Below are 17,562 nucleotides of genomic sequence, written 5' to 3'. Positions count from 1 at the left end.
AATTGTGGCACGGCACAGCCCAAAACGGGGGCTGGCCATGCCTGGGGCTTTAAAAGCTACAGCCGCCCGGTCCAGGGGAAGCGGGCGCGCAGCTGCTCGTTGGCGAAATCCATCGCATCCGCATAACCCAGGCAGTAATCCCAGGTCACATAATCCTGCGGGGATGGCGCAGCCGAAGGCTCGTGCACCGGCAGGTGCTGGTGGTTCAGCATGGAGACGATATTCGACTCGATGATCCCCCAGTCGTAGTAGTGCTGCTCATCGCAGTCCTCGCAGAGCATCGCCACGCCCCGCACGCCGTGCGGCTCCAGCAGCTCCCGGAAGACCCGCACGTTCGCGAGGTCTTCACGCAGCGCGGCTTCCTCAGCCGCGTCGATCGGCTCCATGACATCATCGCCCTCGATGGGCCCCAAAAGGGACGCCGGATCGTTCGGATCATCCGCGAAGGGATCCGGCGGCATCTGATAGTTACTAAAGCTCACGAAACCCACCGTACCCGCAAGCCAACCCGGAAAACACATTGCAGACGTTTAGCGCTAAAGTAAGGGCTAATAAAAGCTCGTAACCGAAGCTGCGCTAGCGATTCCGGCATAACCCGCAGGCAGGTGCGTGTCTCGCGGGGAAAGCGGAAGACCTTCGCCAGTGCGGATCGTGCGCTGACAATGCGATGGAAGGATCAGGCCTTATGGCAAACCCACAGTCCACTAACAACTCTCAGGCAGCCCAGCGCGTGGAGACCGGGGGCGACGATCCGAACAAGGTCGCTCTCACCGGGCTCACTTTCGACGACGTCCTCTTGATCCCGGATGCGTCCGAGGTCATTCCTTCCGCCGTGGACACCGCGACTCAGTTCTCGCGCAACATCAAGCTGAACGTCCCAATCGCATCCGCAGCGATGGATACCGTCACCGAGGGCCGCATGGCCATCGCCATGGCTCGCCAGGGCGGCATCGGGGTGCTGCACCGCAACCTCTCCGTCGAGGCGCAGGCCGAGCAGGTCGAGATCGTCAAGCGCTCCGAGGCCGGCATGGTCACCAACCCGGTCACCGCGAGCCCGGACATGACGATCGAGGAGGTCGACGAGATCTGCGGTCGTTTCCGCATCTCCGGCCTGCCGGTCGTCGACGAGGATCAGACCCTCCTGGGCATCATCACCAACCGCGATATGCGTTTCGAGCGCGACGTCAACCGCCCCGTCCGCGAGGTCATGACGCCGATGCCGCTCGTCGTTGCCGAGCAGGGTGTCTCCGCCGACGCCGCGCTGCGCCTGCTGTCGGAGAACAAGGTCGAGAAGCTGCCGATCGTCGATGGTGCGGGCAAGCTGACCGGCCTGATCACTGTCAAGGACTTCGCGAAGCGCGAGCAGTACCCGAACGCCGCGAAGGACTCCTCCGGCCGTCTCCTCGTCGCCGCTGGTATCGGTACCGGTGAGGACGCCTGGAAGCGCGCCACCGCCCTCGTCGACGCTGGGGTGGACGCCCTCGTTGTCGACACCGCGCACGCCCACAACCGCGGCGTGCTGGACATGGTCTCCCGCGTGAAGAAGGAGTTCGGCGACCGCGTGGACGTCATCGGCGGCAACCTCGCGACCCGTGAGGCCGCGCAGGCGATGATCGACGCCGGCGCCGACGGCATCAAGGTCGGTATCGGCCCGGGCTCCATCTGCACCACCCGCGTCGTCGCTGGTGTCGGTGCCCCACAGATCACCGCGATCATGGAAGCAGCCGTCCCAGCCCGCGCCGCTGGCGTCCCGATCATCGCGGACGGTGGCATGCAGTACTCCGGTGACATCGCCAAGGCCCTGGCAGCTGGCGCATCCACCGTGATGCTGGGCTCCATGCTGGCGGGTTGCGCCGAGACCCCGGGCGAGGTCGTCACCGTTGGTGGCAAGCAGTACAAGCGCTACCGCGGCATGGGTTCCCTGGGCGCGATGCAGGGCCGTGGCCTGACCGGCGAGAAGCGTTCCTACTCCAAGGACCGCTACTTCCAGGCCGATGTGAAGTCTGAGGAGAAGCTGGTGCCGGAGGGCATCGAGGGTCGCGTGCCGTTCCGCGGGCACCTGGACCAGATCCTCCACCAGCAGGTCGGTGGCCTGCGCGCTGCCATGGGCTACACGGGTGCCGCCACGATCGAGGAGCTGAACAACGCTCGCTTCGTGCGCATCACCTCCGCTGGCCTGCGCGAGTCCCACCCGCACGACGTGCAGGGCATCGCCACCGCACCGAACTACGACCCGAACCGCTAAAACCCCATCGGCCGGCTTCGCGCACACCGCCGGAGCCGGCCGCTACCGGTTAGCCTCGTTCTAGAGATAAGCCTCCCACCCCTGACCAGCGGGGTGCGCCGCCCACACCACCGCAGCGCACCCCGCTGGCCCACGAAATAAGGACCAACATGCAGGAATACAAGGACATCGGCCGCGGTCGCTCCGCACGCCAGGTCTTCGGACTCAACCAGATCGACATCGTGCCTTCGCGGCGCACGCGTTCCTCCCGGGACGTGGACACCTCCTGGCGCATCGATGCCTATGAGTTCGACTTCCCGATCATGACGCACCCGACCGACGCCGTGGTCAGCCCGGAGTTCGCCATCGAGTTCGGCAAGGCCGGCGGGTTGCCCGTCATCAATGCGGAGGGCCTGTGGGGCCGTGCGAAGGATCTCGACGCCGCCTTCGGCGAGATCGTTTCCGCGGCGGAGCGCGGTTACTTCGGCTCCTTCAACGAGGGCGCGGACGAGGACGTCGCGGCCGAGGCGCTGGAGACCCCGGAGTTCGCCGCGAACCAGGTGCTGCAGCGCCTGCACCAGCAGCCGCTGGACCTGGACCTGCTCCAGGAGCGCCTGCAGCAGGTGCGCGACTCGGGCGTGCGCTTCGCGGTGCGTGTCTCCCCGCAGCGCGCCCGTGAGCTCGCCCCGACGCTGATCGCCGGCGGTATCGACCTGCTGGTCATCCAGGGCACCCTGATCTCCGCGGAGCACGTGGACACCGATGGTGAGCCGCTGAACCTCAAGGAGTTCATCGGTTCCCTGGACGTTCCGGTCATCGCCGGGGGAGTGGTGGACTACACCACCGCCATGCACCTGATGCGCACCGGCGCGGCCGGCGTGATCGTGGGCGCAGGCCCGGTCACCAACAGCCAGGCCCTGGGTATCGACGTCCCGATGGCCACCGCCATCGCCGACGCCGCCGCTGCCCGTCGCGACTACCTGGACGAGACCGGTGGCCGCTACGTGCACGTCATCGCGGACTCCGAGCTCTCCTGCTCCGGCGACATCGCGAAGGCCATCGCATGTGGCGCGGATGCCGTCGCCCTCGGCGCGCCCCTGGCCGCCGCGGAGGAGGCCGGCGCCCCGAACTGGTTCTGGCCCTCCAGTGCAGCGCACCCGAAGCTGCCACGCGGCACCGTGGACGCTCTGCTGCCGCCGACCTCCGTGCCGCTGAACCAGCTGCTCTTCGGCCCGACCCCGGACCCGCTGGGCCACGAGAACCTGGTGGGTGGCCTGCGCCGCTCCATGGCGAAGTGCGGCTACACCGAGGTCAAGGCCTTCCAGAAGGTGGATATCGCGGTCCGCTAAAGCCGTGAAAGAGGGGCGCAGAAATAGCGGCTATGCGCGCTGTGGCGCCTAACTAATGGCGCCACGCGGCGCCGGAATCATCAGAAGATAAAGCGGTCGAACTCCTGCTTGTGAGTTCGACCGCTTTATTCATGCTTAAAATGACAATCAAATGTTCGCTCGGTAAGTTGAAAACTGTCTGCCTTATTGCAATGGGCGATTGATTCAACTTCTTTTGGAGGAATATTATGCAGCGCGCACACAAGCTCCGCACCGCCGGTCTCATGAGCATTCTGGCTTCCGGGGCTCTCGTCCTCGGGGCGTGCTCGGACGCCGGCGAAAACGGGGCACAGGATTCCCAGAACAACGCCTCGGGTGAAGGCTTCGAGTTCAGCAACTGCGGCTTCACGATGCAGCTGGATAAGCCAGCCGAGCGCATCATGTCCGTCGAGCAGGGCACTACGGACAACGTCCTTGCCTTCGGCCTCGGCGATAAGCTCGCGGGCTACTCCCACCAGAAGGACGCCCCGCTGGAGGGCTACGAGGACGAGATGAAGAAGTCCACGGAGGTCTCCCCGGAGGTCGCCACTGCCGAGCAGATCCGCACGGTAGACCCGGACGCCATCCTCTCTCCGTTCGAGTCGGTCTACACCGACGACGGCGCCGGCACCCGCGAGGAGTGGAAGAAGCTGGGCGTCGCCACCTGGTACTCCAACGTCGAGTGCCGCGACAAGGACGGCAACGAGGGCAAGAACGCCTACGACCTCCTGCTGAAGGACTACCAGCAGCTCGGCCAGCTCTTCGGCGCCGAGGACAAGGCCGCCGAGCTCGAGAAGAAGCACAAAGAGCACGTCGACGCAGCCAAGGAGAGCGTCAAGGACGCACCGAAGGACCTCTCCGGCGCCCTGCTGTACTCCATCTTCGACGGCGCGCCGTACATCGGCGGCAAGCTCTCCATCGCACAAGACATCTTCGACCTCACCGGCGTGAAGAACGTCTTCGAGGACGCCAACGAGGCATGGCCGGAGCTCAGCTGGGAGGCCCTGGCTGACAAGGACCCGGACTTCATCGTCCTGGCTGACCTGCCGGGCCGCGGCGCACCGGGAGACAAGGCCGAGGAGAAGATCGAGATGCTGGAGAAGGACCCAGCAACCCGTAACCTCAAGGCTGTGAAGGAGAAGCGCTACGTCATCGTGAAGGGCATCGGCCTGTCCGGCTCCGTCCAGTCCTACGAGCCGCTCGAGGACGTCGCTGAGTACGTAAAGAACTGGAAGAACTAGGTATGGCATCGAGCACTGACACTCGCCGCGAGCCCGGAAAAGGCGCGAAGGCATCCCCCCTGGAGGGCACGAAGCTCGCACCCGCGCGCCGCGTGCCCACCTGGGTGGCGTGGGTCGTCGGGCTGATCCTGCTGGCCCTGGTCTGCTACATGGCCCTGTTCATGGGCGCGGCCACCCTGACTCGCGACGAGGTCTGGGGCTCGATCACCCACAAGCTCGGCATCTTCGTCAGCGATGACCGCCCCGCACCCAGCCTGATCCGTCAATCCATCCTCTTCGACCTGCGCATTCCGCGCATCGTCATGGGGATCTTCGTCGGCGCGGGCCTCGCGGTCGCGGGTGCCTCGCTGCAGGCGATCACCCGCAACGATCTGGCGGAGCCGTACCTGCTGGGTGTCTCCTACGGTGCCTCCACCGGCGCGGTCGTGGCCCTGCTGCTCATGCCCGTCAGCTTCGCGCTGGGGCTGACCGGTGGCGCGGCCATCGGTGCCCTGCTGAGCTTCGGCTTGCTGATGCTCCTGCTGCGCGGCACGGGCTTCGTCTCCACCCGCGTGGTGCTCACCGGTGTGCTGGTCGGCCAGTTCTTCTCTGCCATCACCAGCCTCATCCTGGTCGCCCGCGGCGACGCGGAATCCGTCCGCGGCATCACCTTCTGGCTGCTGGGTGCGATGGGCGCCTCCCGCGCCAACACGATGTGGATCGTGCTGATCACCGTGGTCATCACCAGCCTGCTGATCTGGATGATGTCCCGCTACCTGGACGCCATGAGCTTCGGTGACGAGACCGCGAAGTCGATGGGCGTGCCCGTTGTCGGCGTGCGCGCCGCAGTGCTGATCCTGGTTGCCCTCATGACGGCGGCGACGGTCTCCGCCGTCGGTGCGATCGGCTTCATCGGTCTGCTCGTGCCCCACGCGGTGCGCATGATCGTGGGCTCCGCCCACGCGCGCCTCATCCCGCTGTCCGCGCTGGTCGGTGCGATCCTGCTGGTGTTCACCGACGCCCTGGCCCGCAGCGTGTTCCAGCCGCAGGAAGTCCCGGTCGGTGTGTTTACCGCGCTGCTGGGCGTGCCACTGTTCTTCTTCATCCTGAACCGGGGGCAGCGAGTATGAGCATCGTAGAAATCCAGAACGTCTCCATCACCTACCACCGCAAGTCCACCCCGACGGTGGCCAACGTGGACGCCTCCTTCGAGGCGGGGACGATCACCGCGCTGGTGGGGCCGAACGGTGCCGGTAAGTCCACCTTGCTGAAGTCCGTCGCCGACGTCGTCGACTTCGACGGCGAGGTCATGATCGACGGCGCCCCGCTGCGCAGCTACAGCCGACGCGAGAAGGTCAAGCAGGTCGCGTTCGTCGCGCAGCACGGTAACGCGAACTCCGAACTGCTGGTCCGGCAGGTCGTCGAGCTTTCCCGAATGGCCTCCAAGGGGCCATTCGCCCGGCAAACGGACGAGGACCACGACGCGATCTCGCACGCGGTGGAGCACGCGGACGTCGCCCACCTGATGGATCGGACGTGGAACACCCTCTCCGGCGGTGAGCAGCAGCGCGTCCAGCTGGCCCGCGCCATCTCGCAGAGCGCGAAGGTGCTGGTGCTGGACGAGCCGACGAACCACCTGGATATTCATCACCAGTTCCGACTCATGGAGCAGCTGCGCCACCTCGCGGCCGACCACAACGTGTGTGTGATCGTCGCGATGCACGACCTGGGGCTGGCCTCCCGCTACTGCGACCAGATCGTGCTGCTGGAGGACGGCGCGCTCGTGAAGTCCGGCACGCCGCACGAGGTCTTCACCCCGGAGCGGCTGATGAGTGTGTTCGGGATCGACGCCGAGATCACCACGGTGGGCGGGCACCTGGACCTCGCGGTCAACAGTGCGGTGCCGAACTGGAAGCACCATCACGAGCCGAAGGAAGACCTCGCGCACTAAGCGGCGTGCTAAGCGGCCACGAAGTCGCGCGAAGCGGCCACGAAGCCGTGCGCTCAAGCCACGCGCAGGCGGCCACGAAGCTGTGCGCTCAAGCGGGCAACGAGGCCGCCAACTGGGGTGCCGACCGCGCGGCCAGTCGGGCCGGTCATGAGGTAGCCCACCAAGTGAGTCGGCTAGTCCCCCGCGGGTGTTACCCACCCCGTGGGGGACTAGCCATATATGCGATAGGATGAGCAGCGTGAATCACCAAAATCATCAGCCAGTCCTCGTGGTGGATTTCGGCGCGCAGTACGCACAGTTGATCGCGCGCCGTGTGCGTGAGGCTCGGGTCTATTCCGAGGTTGTTCCGCACACCGCCACCATTGAAGAAATCAAGGCCAAGAACCCTGCGGCCATCGTGCTGTCGGGTGGTCCGAGCTCGGTCTACGCCGATGGTGCACCGGCCCTGCAGCCGGAGCTGCTGGAGCTGGGCGTGCCGGTGTTTGGCATTTGCTACGGCTTCCAGGCCATGACGCACGCGCTCGGCGGCACCGTCTCCGAGACGGGGCAGCGCGAGTACGGCCGCACCGAGGTTGAGCTCCTCGATGACGGCGGCGTGATGCACGCGGGCCTGGGCTCGCACAAGGCTTGGATGAGCCACGGCGACGCGGTCTCGCAGGCTCCGGAGGGCTTCACGGTCACCGCGAAGTCCGCCGGAGCGCCGGTCGCCGCCTTCGAGTGCCTGGATCGCCGCATGGCCGGTGTGCAGTACCACCCGGAGGTCATGCACAGCCCGCACGGCCAGGAGGTGCTGGAGCGCTTCCTCACGGAGGTCGCGGGCCTGGAGCAGAACTGGACCGCCTCCAACATCGCCGAGGAGCTCATCGAGCAGGTTCGGGAGCAGATCGGTGAGGACGGCCGCGCCATCTGTGGCCTGTCCGGTGGCGTGGACTCCGCCGTGGCCGCTGCGATCGTGCAGCGCGCCATCGGCGACCGCCTGACCTGTGTGTTCGTGGACCACGGTCTGCTGCGCGCAGGGGAGCGCGAGCAGGTGGAGAACGACTTCGTCGCCGCGACCGGCGCGAAGCTGGTCACCGTGGACGAGCGCGAGGCCTTCCTCAAGCGCCTGGACGGCGTGACCGACCCGGAGGTCAAGCGCAAGGCCATCGGTGCGGAGTTCATCCGCTCCTTCGAGCGCGCCGTCGCTGGCGTGCTGGCCGACTCCCCGGAGGGCTCCACCGTGGACTTCCTGGTCCAGGGCACCCTGTACCCGGACGTCGTCGAGTCCGGCGGCGGCTCCGGCACCGCGAACATCAAGAGCCACCACAACGTCGGTGGCCTGCCGGATGACGTCGAGTTCAAGCTGGTCGAGCCGTTGCGCCAGCTGTTTAAGGACGAGGTCCGCGCGGTGGGCCGCGAGCTCGGCCTGCCGGAGGTTATCGTCGCCCGTCAGCCGTTCCCGGGCCCGGGCCTGGGCATCCGCATCATCGGCGCGGTCAACGAGGAGCGACTGGAGACGCTGCGCGCGGCGGACAAGATCGCCCGCGAGGAGCTCAGCGCCGCTGGCCTGGACGGCGAGATCTGGCAGTGCCCGGTCGTCCTGCTCGCGGACGTGCGCTCCGTGGGTGTGCAGGGCGACGGCCGTACTTACGGTCACCCGATCGTGCTGCGCCCGGTCTCCAGTGAGGACGCCATGACCGCCGATTGGTCTCGCATCCCTTATGACGTGCTGGAGAAGGTCTCCACCCGCATCACCAACGAGGTGGCGGAGGTTAACCGCGTGGTGCTGGACATCACCAGCAAGCCGCCGGGAACCATCGAATGGGAGTAATCCCAGCAGCTTGAGGCGCCCAGCGGGGTGTACCCCAAGTAGAAAGCGCGTCGCACGATGAGGTGCGGCGCGCTTTCGCGTTCGTGGGGGTGGGGCGTGGGCTAGCCAGGATCAGCGGGTAGTCCGCACTGTGGGGCAGGGGCACTGGCGTTGAGCGGGGCCGTGTACCTGGCTCAGAACGTGGGGCTTAAGCGTCGTCCCGAACCTGCCCGGTCCCAGGTTCGGCGAGATAGCGGGTGCCGTCGATGCTGGGGAACGAGACCCACGCATAGGCCCCGGCCAGCGCGAGCACGATCAGTGCCGCGATCCAGGAGTGGATCTGGAAGGCGGGCAGGATCATCAGCGCGAGCCAGAGGGGGAATAGCGGCATGATCTGCGCGACGGAGGTCTTGTACTTCCGTCCTGTCGACTCCACGGCCGCGCGCACCTTCTTGCGGTAGGGGTGGCTGAAGGTCACGAGGAAGCCCGCCCCGATGGCGATGACCAGCACCATGACCTGCCAGGTTGTCGCCAGCGGCATGACCATCGCCGCCACGCCGAGCCCGAGCAGGAGGGACGCGACGGCGCGCACGCCCTCGGGAGCGCGGACGAGGATGGTCGCCTCGCCGGGGGCGTCGCCCTGCTTGGCCTGCGCTGCGCTGGCTTGCGCTGAGCTGGCCTGCTGAGTGCGCGGCGAGCGCTGCGGGGTGGGGCGCTGGGCTTTCTTGCGGGGCTGGTTCTTTTTGCTCATATGTGACGAGTCTAGTTCCTCGCGGCGGTGTGTTCTTTGTTGGCGGTGAGCAGGGCGTTGGTGAACTGCACCAGGTGGGTCTAGAATCCCTAAATTAGAACACCTGTTCGATATGTCTGGTGTGTTTTCTATTTTTTAGGGCGTCAACCCGGTCGGCCTGGCCGTAGCTGTGAACTCAACCTTAAAGCCCGGCGGAAGTGGGGCTGGCCTGCATGTTTCCCGAGCCGATGGTGTCGATATAGAGGAGGGAGTGCTGTACCCATGCTGATCGATGAGAGCAATGTTGTTCATGCGATCGAGAAGATCAAAAGCAGCCGTGCAGCGGCGCGGGCTGCGGCCGCGGCGCAGCATGCGGCGGAACCTCGAGGCGTGTCGGAACTACGAGGCGCGACGGAATCCCAGAACGCGGCTGGTCTTCAGGGGGTGGTGCAGCCTGTAGAGCGGGAAGCAGGATCTACCCGGGGAGTGTCGCCGCTGCGCGCGGTTGCGCCCGAGCCTGCGACGGTGGGGCGGGCGCGGGCGCTCGGCATGCCCGAGTGGCTCGCGGGCCAGCTTGCTGGCGGTGGGCTGGCTCGTGGGGCGGTGACCGCGATGGCGGATTGCCCCGCCGCGGTCGTCGATATTCTTGCGCATGTCACCGCGAACGGCGGGTGTGCGGCGGTGGTGGGCTACCCGAACCTCGCGCTGGCGGCCGTCGCCGCGGCGGGCGGGGAGCTCTCCCGGTTGATCATCGTGCCGGACCCTGCACCGCACGTCGGGGCGGTGCTCTCGACCTTGGCGGAGGGGCTGGACCTGGTCGTCTACGTGCCCGTCCGGCGGGTCACGCCCACCTTCGCGCGCCCCGTGGAGGCGAGGCTGCGTAAGAGTAGTTGCGCATTACTGAGTTGCGGCGCGCCCTGGCCGGGTGCGCGGCTGAACCTTGACGTGCGGGTGTCTGGTGTTCACGGGCTGGGCCGGGGGAGCGGGCGCATCCGCTCGGTCGGTGTGACCGGGCGCGTTTGGGGCAAGGGGCAGCCGCCGCAGCGCATCACGGCGGAGTTGACGGGCCGCCGCGATGGTGCAGGCAGTCAGGTCGATCAGGGCCGGATCGAGGTGGCGCTGTGACTGGCCGGGGAAAGGCCAGTGCCGAAGCTAGCGCTGCTGCGGCTGAACGCGTGACCGTCCTGTGGTTCCCGGATTTCCCGGTCTATGCCGTGGGGCTTGCTCGCGGCTGGGACATGCTGCGGCCTGCCGCCACGATCGCGGAATATCGCGTCCAGGCCTGTAATGCCGCTGCGCGGGCGCAGGGAGTGCGCCAGGGGATGAAGCAGCGTCACGCGCTCGCAACCTGCCCGGAGCTACGGCATGCGCACGCCGACCCAGTGCAGGAGGCCACGATTCATGAGGACATCGTGGCGGCCCTCATGGAGGTGGCTGCCGGGGTGGAAACGCTGCGCCCGGGTCTCGTTGCATTGCCCACCAGGCCGCTGGCGAACTACTACGGCGGGGAGGCTGCCGCCGTCGAACTCCTGCTGGATTCCGCAGCCCGGTTGGGTGTGGAGTGCCTGGCCGGCACCGCCGATGATCTGATGCCTGCCGTGTGGGCAGCGCGTCGCGGAGTGCACGTCCCCACGGGTGGAAACTCTAGTTTTGTGCCCACCCTGCCCATCGGGTTTTTGGCGGTGGAAGCTGTGCTGAGCGCCCCCGCCGAGTTGGTGAGCACCCTGCAGGAGCTGGGGGTGCGCACCCTGCGAGACTTCGCGGCACTGGGGCGAAAGCACGTGGCGGGGCGCTTCGGCGCCGAGGCTGTGTACTGGCACCGCGTGGCATGCGGCGAGCCCGGCCGGGAGGTCTCCCCGCAGTGCCCTATTCAGCCCGTCGAGGTGCTGCACCAGGTAGGGGAGCCCATTCGGAGTACTGAAACCGCGGCCTTCGTTGCCCGTCAGGCCGCCGCCCGGCTGCACGGGGAACTCTTCCGTCGCGGGGAAGCCTGCCTCCGGCTGACCGTGCGGGTGCACCTCAACCCGCCCGCGGAGTACACCGGCCCCACCATGGTGGAGCGCGCCTGGCGCTGCCGCGAGCCTCTAACGGAAGAGGACACCGCCCAGCGGGTTCGCTGGCAGCTCGATGGCTGGATCACCCGGCTGCGCGCCAAGGCTGGTGAGCCGGAGCAGGATGGTTTCGAGGACTCCGCCGCCGGCGTGGTTGCCATCGAGCTGCTCCCAGTCGAGACGGTGCCCGCGGGCACCATTGCCGAACCACTCTGGGGCGGGGCGGACGAGGGGCTGCGCGCAGCCCGCGCCGCCGCTGGGCGCGCGCAGGCCCTTATCGGCATGGCCGCCGTTCAACAGGTCGTCCACCGGGGTGGACGCGCCATCGGTGGACGCGTGCTCACGCTGCCCTATGGCGAGGAAGCGCCCGAGGAGGTCGACGCGCTGCCCACGACCCAGTGGTGGGGTGAGCTGCCCGCGCCGCTGCCCGCGACCGTGGGTGAAGCTGCTAACCCCAGCGCGGGGCACCCAGCTGCATCGATCACGGTGCTCGGCGATCACGAGCAGCCCGTGCACGTGACCGGCCGGGGTCTGATGAGCGCATCACCCCAACGGTTGCGGTGGGGTAACCGGACACTGCCCATCCGGGGGTGGGCTGGCCCCTGGCCCGTGGATGAGCAGTGGTGGGCCGAAGGGAAGCGCTACGCGCGCCTGCAGGTCGCCACCGATGAGGGTGCCTACCTGCTGGTATGCAAAGGTCAGAAGTGGCGAATCGAGGCGACTTACTGAGGGCATGTTGAGCTGCGTGAGTGTCAAAGGCCAGGGCAAAGGGGGCGGGGCGTGAGAATAAAACAGAAATAGTTTTCCAAAGGAATGTACTGGTGCTAAGGAAATAGTAAGCTTCCAGGCACTGGGGTGAAGCAGGGCTATTCCAGAGCACTAGACCTTCGGCAAGCGACAGGCGGGACCGCCCAGTGCATCCAGATCCCAGTTCTCAAAGACAAAAGATCAGCGCATCTGCGCGGGTCAGCATGAAAGGGGCCAAAGAAATGGCGACCAAGAAGATCAACGCAATCGGCAAGGCCACCATTGCCCTCACCGCAGCGACGGCCGTCGCCATGGGCGGCGTCACCGCCGCAAGCGCAAACCCGCTGGGCAGCCTGGGCAGCCTCGGCTCCTCCTCTCCGGGAGACCTGGAGCAGGCCCAGGGCAAGGAGTACAAGCTCGGTAATGTCGGCGGTCCGGCCTGGAACGTGGACGTCTACAAGCAGCTCGTTACCGGCGCTGAGACCGTGCGCCCGGGCGCGACCGTCAAGACCCGCATCAAGATCCAGGGTGTGAAGGGCGAGACCAAGGTCAGCGACCTTATCGAGCGCATGCCAGAGAGCTTCCAGCTGGTTAAGGTTGAGACCTTCGAAAACGGCTTCCTCGGTGGCAGCATCAAGCAGATCGACCAGAGCCAGTACGGTGTGACCACCAACGACGGCGTCAAGCAGGTCAACGTCGGCCTGAAGGAAGGCCTGCTCTTCAAGGGGGACAGCACCGTCAGCACCACCAAGTCCCTGGTTGTCGACTTCACCTGGAAGGCCGGCTCGGAGGAGGGCACCTTCGCCACCGGTGGTGGCGCAAAGGTTGGCGCAGCCATCAACAACTACAAGGTCTTCGACAATGGTCCGAAGATCACCGTGAAGAAGGGCGCGTCCAAGCCATCCGGCAGCGTCTCCCTCAGCTCCTAGAAGCACCCGTGGGCCTTCCACCCACCCCGCGGGCGTGAGCCCGTGAACCCCTAAGCGGCCGCGATCAACCGATCCGGCCGCTTAGGTCTGCCTAAGGCCTTCCATTTGGTACCTTGTCAGTTATGGCTACCAGCAGAAATCCACTCGCGGGAGTCTCGCCACACGAGTTCACCACCGAACAGCTCGATGACGCCCCCACCATTTGCTCCACCTTCACCGGAGAGCAACTCGCTGGCACCGCAAAACCCGGAAAAATCATCCTCTGCCTGGAGTTCTACACCGGCTGGGGGCACGACATCCTCGACGGCACCGCCTTCGGCGCCGAACTGAACGCGAAGATCAAAACCTTCCTCAAGGACAACGGGGCAGAGCTCCAGTTCATTCGCCGCCCCGGCCGGGAAGGCCAGGACCGCCGCTGCAACAACACCCGGGTGCTCTACATCGCCTGGGCCACCGGCACCGAACCCATCCTCGAGAGGATGGACCTCCCAGACGTCGAGGCCCTCCTGGACATCGACCTGAGCCCCCCGGGCAACACCCCGGGCGCCCGCCGCGTCGACCACCCCATCCTGCTGGTCTGCACCCACGGCCGCCGCGACCGCTGCTGCGCCGTCCGCGGCCGCCCGCTCGCCGCCGCGCTGAGCAAGCATTTCGACGAGCCCGCCGCACCGGAGGGCGAGGCCACCCCGAGGATCCAGCCCGCCGCGAACCCCGCGCTCACCCAGAACCACGCCGACACGGCCGGAGTGGGAGCCGGGCCAGTCGACCCGAAGCACACCGAATTCGACGATCATCCCTCGGTGGACCCCATCGACCCGATCATCTGGGAGTCCTCCCACACCAAGGGGCACCGCTTCGCGCCCTCCATGCTCCTGCTGCCCGCCAACTACTCCTTCGGCCGCATGGCCGAGGGCGGGGCGCGCAGCATGGTGGAGCACGCCCAGCGCGGGGAGCTCTGGCTGCAGGGGAACCGTGGCCGCGGCTGCCTCGATCCTGCCAGCCAGGCCGCCGAACTCCGCGTGGCCCACGAACTTGACGACCGCGGTCTGCCCGTCGGCCTCGCAGCGCTGACGTCCTGGGAGGAAACCCCGGAGAACAGCGACGAGGAGACCGCGCAGTCCGCCGACGTCGCCGTCCGCGTGGTGGAAGATACCGCCTCCGACCTGCGCTTCCGGGTCCGCATGGAGCGCCGGGACAGCGTCATGGTGGTGTCCTCCTGCGGGGATAAACCCAAGCGCTCGAAGTCCTGGATTGCGGTTGGCTGCGAGGAGATTCTTGGGTAGCTCGCGGCGTCCCGAAGAGAGGAATCTCGACCAGGGCGGCATCCGCCACGCCATCGGGCTGGCCATGCCGGTGGGCCTCGGCATGGTTCCGCTCGGCCTGGCCTTCGGCATCCTGCTGACCCAGATGGGCTTCGCGTGGTTCTGGGCGCCGATCTTCTCCCTGGTGATCTACGCCGGCTCGATGGAGTTCCTGGCGCTCAGCCTCGTCACCGGGGGAGTGGGACCGCTCTCAGCCGCGCTCTACGGGCTGTTGGTGAACTTCCGCCACGTCTTCTATGCCCTGAACTACCCGCTGCAGGTCATCCGCAGCAGAGCCGCCCGTGCCTATGGCATCTACGCGCTGACGGACGAGACCTATGCGATCGTCAGCGCCAACCCCAATCAGCGTTTCACCGGCCGCCAGGTCATCGCCATCCAGATCGTCCTGCAGTGCGCGTGGGTCGGTGGGGGAGTCCTCGGCGCCCTCTTCGGCGACGCCATCCCCTGGAAACTCGAGGGCATGGAATTCGCGCTCACCGCGCTGTTCGTCGTGCTGCTGATCGAGTCCTTCCTCGCCACCAGGGACGTCTCCCTGGTCCTCACGGCCGTGGTGACCGCCGCGGTGGCGCTGCTGGTCTCCCCGGGCAACATGCTGATGATCGCGATGCTGCTCTACTTCGCCGTGCTGCTCGCCCGTTTCTACCTCCCGGGTCTGGACCGCGCCCTTCAGCTGCGCTGGCGCACCGGGGACGAAAGGCAGGAAGTATGAGCCCCCAGCCCACAGTTCTGGCCGCCGAGGCTGTCCACGCCGCCGAGGCTGCCGGCAGCTATGGCCTGCCCGCGGGCGTGAGCCTCGGCACCACCATCGGCGTGCTGCTCCCGCTCTGCATCGTCACCGTCGCCCTGCGCGGCCTGCCCTTCGCGGCCCTGCGCTCCTTCCGGGAATCCAAGCTCGTCGCATGGCTCGGCATGGGCATGCCCGTGGGCGTGATGAGCATCCTCGTGATCTACACCGCCGCCGACCGGATGGCCGCCCCCGGCGGCCTGGCCTCCCTGCTCATCGCGGTGGCTTTCACCACGGCCTGGCATCTGTGGCGCCGCTCCGCCACCCAGTCCATCCTGCTGGGCACGGTGTTCTACGTGCTGCTCGTCAACCTCGTCTTCTAGACGACGACGCCGCGCCCGTCACCGATGCCTCGTTCGTCACCGTCGCCCGCCCCCGCGGCAGCGCACACCGGTCCTCGCGCTCACCCCCCCGCTCGGCCAAAGCCCACTCGGTCCAGGCCCACCCGGTCCAACCCCAGCCTCGCTTTAGACAGAAAAAGAACGCCGCCCCGCACCGAAGTGCAAGGGGGCGACGTCCTCAAAAGAGGGGCACAAAACCCCGGAGAAGGGTGAGCTTCTAGCGGCGCATAACCTTCTTGGCCAGCCAGTTACCGAACAGCTGGGCAGCCTGGACGATAACGATGATAACCAGCACGGTGATCCACGTGACTTCGTCGTTGAAGGCGCGGTAACCGTAGACAATCGCGAAGTCACCCAAACCGCCAGCGCCGATGTAGCCAGCCATCGCGGACATGTCCACGATCGCGATGAACATGAACGTAAAGCCCAGGATCAACGGCCCCAGGGCCTCCGGGATGATCACCGTGAAGATGATCCGCAGCGGCGAGGCACCCATGGACTTCGCCGCCTCGATCACGCCCGGGTCGATGGTGACCAGGTTCTGCTCCACGATGCGGGCCGCGCCGAAGGTCGCGGCGATCACCATGCCCAACACCGCGGCCTTCAGACCGATACGGCTGCCCACCAGGGCGTCGCTCAACGGGCCGATGGCGGTGAGCAAGATGATGAACGGAATCGGGCGAACGAAGTTCACCAGGAAGTTGATCACCCAGTAGATGGGCTTATTCGACAGCACCCCACCCGGGCGGGTGGTGTACAGCAGCATGCCGAACACCAGGCCCAGCAGGCCACCGATGACGAGGGTGGCCAGCACCATCGTCAGGGTGTCGTAGATCGCCTGGGTGAAAGTACCGCCCAGCCGGTCCCAGTCCATCGCGGCGAGCACGAGGGTGTCCGGGGACGCGGTGGCAGGGGCGGTAGCGGCTGTGGTGGCGGTGGAGCCCGCGGCGGTCGGGAAAGTAGTCAGCGCGCTCATCGGATCTCCTCAATATCGGTTCGCTGGGACAGGTCGGCGTAGAACTTCTCGATCGCTGTCTCACCGGCGGCGTCCTGAGCGGTCACGCGCACGGTCAGGCGGCCGAAGGAGTGGTTCTGCAGGGTGGTGACCCCGCCGTGGACGATGTTCACGCTCACATCCGTAGCCGAGAGCTCGGAGACGGCGTCGAAGAAGCCCACACCCTGGTTCATCGTGATGGTGAACAGGCGGCCGTCGCCGGCCTGCAGGGCGTCCGCTTCCACGTTGTCCGGGGTGTTGCGCAGGGAGGTGGCCACGAAGTTCTTCGCGACCTCCGTCTGCGGGTTGGAGAAGACCTCGTAGACCGAGCCCTGCTCCACCACGCGGGCGTTGGACATGACGACCACCTGGTCGGCGATGGAGCGGACGACCTCCATCTCGTGGGTGATCACCACGATGGTGATGCCCAGCTCCTCGTTGACGCGGCGCAGCAGCGCGAGCACGTCGCGGGTGGTGGAGGGGTCCAGCGCGCTGGTTGCCTCGTCGGCGAGCAGCAGGCTCGGGTTCGTCGCCAGGGCGCGGGCGATGCCCACGCGTTGCTTCTGGCCGCCGGAGAGCTGCTCCGGGTAGCTGCGGCCCTTATCAGCCAGCCCCACGAACTCCAGCAGCTCGGCGACGCGCGCCTCGCGCTCGGCCTTCGGCATGCCCTGCAGCTTCAGAGGGTAGGCGATGTTGCCCGCCACGGTGCGGGAGGAGAACAGGTTGAACTGCTGGAAGATCATGCCGATATCGGAGCGCAGCTTGCGCATCTCCGGTTCCTTCAGCGGGACGATGTCCTGCCCGTCGAGCAGGATCTCGCCGCTGGTCGGCTTGTCCAGCCCGTTGATCTGGCGCACCAGCGTGGACTTGCCCGCGCCGGAGTAGCCGATGATGCCCACGATGGAGCCCGGCTGGATGGTGATGTTCACGTCCTCCAGAGCGGTGATGGACTTGCGTCCCTGCTTGAAGACCTTGTGGACGTTGCGAAATTCGATTCCCGTTCCCGTGCGGTCGCCCCGCGGGGTTGCGGGGCCGGCCGTGTCGGGGGCGGCGGATGTGCCTTGGGCCATTGGGGTGCCTTCCGGTTTAAAAGGCGTGCCTCGGCTGGCGGGC

The 17,562-nt window shown here is 66.8% G+C and carries 16 protein-coding genes; 12 read left to right on the top strand and 4 right to left on the bottom strand.

Annotation, left to right across the window (positions count from 1 at the left end):
• Positions 1-56 precede the first annotated feature (56 nt).
• Positions 57-461, bottom strand: coding sequence for a DUF5319 domain-containing protein (locus tag HMPREF3097_RS05900; RefSeq protein ID WP_070758343.1), 405 nt, complete (start codon positions 459-461; stop codon positions 57-59).
• A 224-nt stretch (positions 462-685) separates the two neighbouring features.
• On the opposite strand from HMPREF3097_RS05900, the gene guaB reads away from it, so the two are divergent.
• The 6 genes from guaB (at position 686) to guaA (ending at position 8,572) form a co-directional block, all read left to right on the top strand.
• Complete coding sequence (gene guaB, locus HMPREF3097_RS05895; protein WP_070758344.1) at positions 686-2,245, top strand: IMP dehydrogenase; 1,560 nt, start codon at positions 686-688, stop codon at positions 2,243-2,245.
• A gap of 149 nt (positions 2,246-2,394) precedes the next feature.
• Positions 2,395-3,573 (top strand): GuaB3 family IMP dehydrogenase-related protein, encoded by a 1,179-nt coding sequence (locus HMPREF3097_RS05890; RefSeq protein ID WP_070761530.1) that lies wholly within the window; start codon positions 2,395-2,397, stop codon positions 3,571-3,573.
• A 227-nt stretch (positions 3,574-3,800) separates the two neighbouring features.
• Entirely contained in the window at positions 3,801-4,832 is a 1,032-nt protein-coding gene (locus tag HMPREF3097_RS05885; protein WP_070758348.1) for an ABC transporter substrate-binding protein, read from the top strand.
• 2 nt (positions 4,833-4,834) lie between these two features.
• Positions 4,835-5,941, top strand: a complete 1,107-nt coding sequence (locus HMPREF3097_RS05880) for a FecCD family ABC transporter permease (RefSeq protein WP_070758350.1) — start codon at positions 4,835-4,837, stop codon at positions 5,939-5,941.
• On the top strand, positions 5,938-6,762 hold the full coding sequence (locus HMPREF3097_RS05875) for an ABC transporter ATP-binding protein (protein WP_070758352.1): 825 nt from the start codon (positions 5,938-5,940) through the stop codon (positions 6,760-6,762). Before HMPREF3097_RS05880 ends, HMPREF3097_RS05875 begins: the two co-directional genes overlap by 4 nt.
• Positions 6,763-7,000: 238 nt before the next feature.
• On the top strand, positions 7,001-8,572 hold the full coding sequence (gene guaA / locus HMPREF3097_RS05870; protein WP_246821303.1) for a glutamine-hydrolyzing GMP synthase: 1,572 nt from the start codon (positions 7,001-7,003) through the stop codon (positions 8,570-8,572).
• Positions 8,573-8,759: 187 nt separating this feature from the next.
• On the opposite strand, the gene HMPREF3097_RS05865 is transcribed toward guaA, so the two are convergent.
• Complete coding sequence (locus HMPREF3097_RS05865) at positions 8,760-9,302, bottom strand: hypothetical protein (protein ID WP_246818015.1); 543 nt, start codon at positions 9,300-9,302, stop codon at positions 8,760-8,762.
• A gap of 369 nt (positions 9,303-9,671) precedes the next feature.
• Between HMPREF3097_RS05865 and HMPREF3097_RS05860 the strand changes: the two genes are divergently transcribed.
• From HMPREF3097_RS05860 to HMPREF3097_RS05835, 6 genes are all read left to right on the top strand, one after another.
• Entirely contained in the window at positions 9,672-10,406 is a 735-nt protein-coding gene (locus tag HMPREF3097_RS05860; protein ID WP_371260086.1) for a hypothetical protein, read from the top strand.
• On the top strand, positions 10,403-12,061 hold the full coding sequence (locus HMPREF3097_RS05855; protein WP_070758357.1) for a Y-family DNA polymerase: 1,659 nt from the start codon (positions 10,403-10,405) through the stop codon (positions 12,059-12,061). The genes HMPREF3097_RS05860 and HMPREF3097_RS05855 overlap by 4 nt, the downstream gene beginning before the upstream one ends.
• Before the next feature lie 260 nt (positions 12,062-12,321).
• Positions 12,322-13,008, top strand: coding sequence for a hypothetical protein (locus HMPREF3097_RS05850; protein WP_246818016.1), 687 nt, complete (start codon positions 12,322-12,324; stop codon positions 13,006-13,008).
• Between the two features lie 122 nt (positions 13,009-13,130).
• On the top strand, positions 13,131-14,291 hold the full coding sequence (locus tag HMPREF3097_RS05845) for a sucrase ferredoxin (protein ID WP_070761529.1): 1,161 nt from the start codon (positions 13,131-13,133) through the stop codon (positions 14,289-14,291).
• Positions 14,292-14,355: 64 nt separating this feature from the next.
• Entirely contained in the window at positions 14,356-15,039 is a 684-nt protein-coding gene (locus HMPREF3097_RS05840) for an AzlC family ABC transporter permease (RefSeq protein ID WP_070758412.1), read from the top strand.
• Entirely contained in the window at positions 15,036-15,437 is a 402-nt protein-coding gene (locus HMPREF3097_RS05835; RefSeq protein ID WP_070758361.1) for a branched-chain amino acid transporter permease, read from the top strand. Before HMPREF3097_RS05840 ends, HMPREF3097_RS05835 begins: the two co-directional genes overlap by 4 nt.
• Positions 15,438-15,672: 235 nt before the next feature.
• Here the strand turns inward: HMPREF3097_RS05835 and HMPREF3097_RS05830 are convergent, their stop codons facing one another.
• Positions 15,673-16,329, bottom strand: coding sequence for a methionine ABC transporter permease (locus HMPREF3097_RS05830; protein ID WP_041628562.1), 657 nt, complete (start codon positions 16,327-16,329; stop codon positions 15,673-15,675).
• A gap of 98 nt (positions 16,330-16,427) precedes the next feature.
• Entirely contained in the window at positions 16,428-17,519 is a 1,092-nt protein-coding gene (locus HMPREF3097_RS05825) for a methionine ABC transporter ATP-binding protein (protein ID WP_070758363.1), read from the bottom strand.
• Positions 17,520-17,562: the final 43 nt, after the last annotated feature.

It is taken from the genome of Corynebacterium sp. HMSC27B11 (assembly GCF_001815985.1).
GTDB lineage: Bacteria > Actinomycetota > Actinomycetes > Mycobacteriales > Mycobacteriaceae > Corynebacterium.
This window is presented reverse-complemented; position numbering and strand designations above follow the sequence as displayed.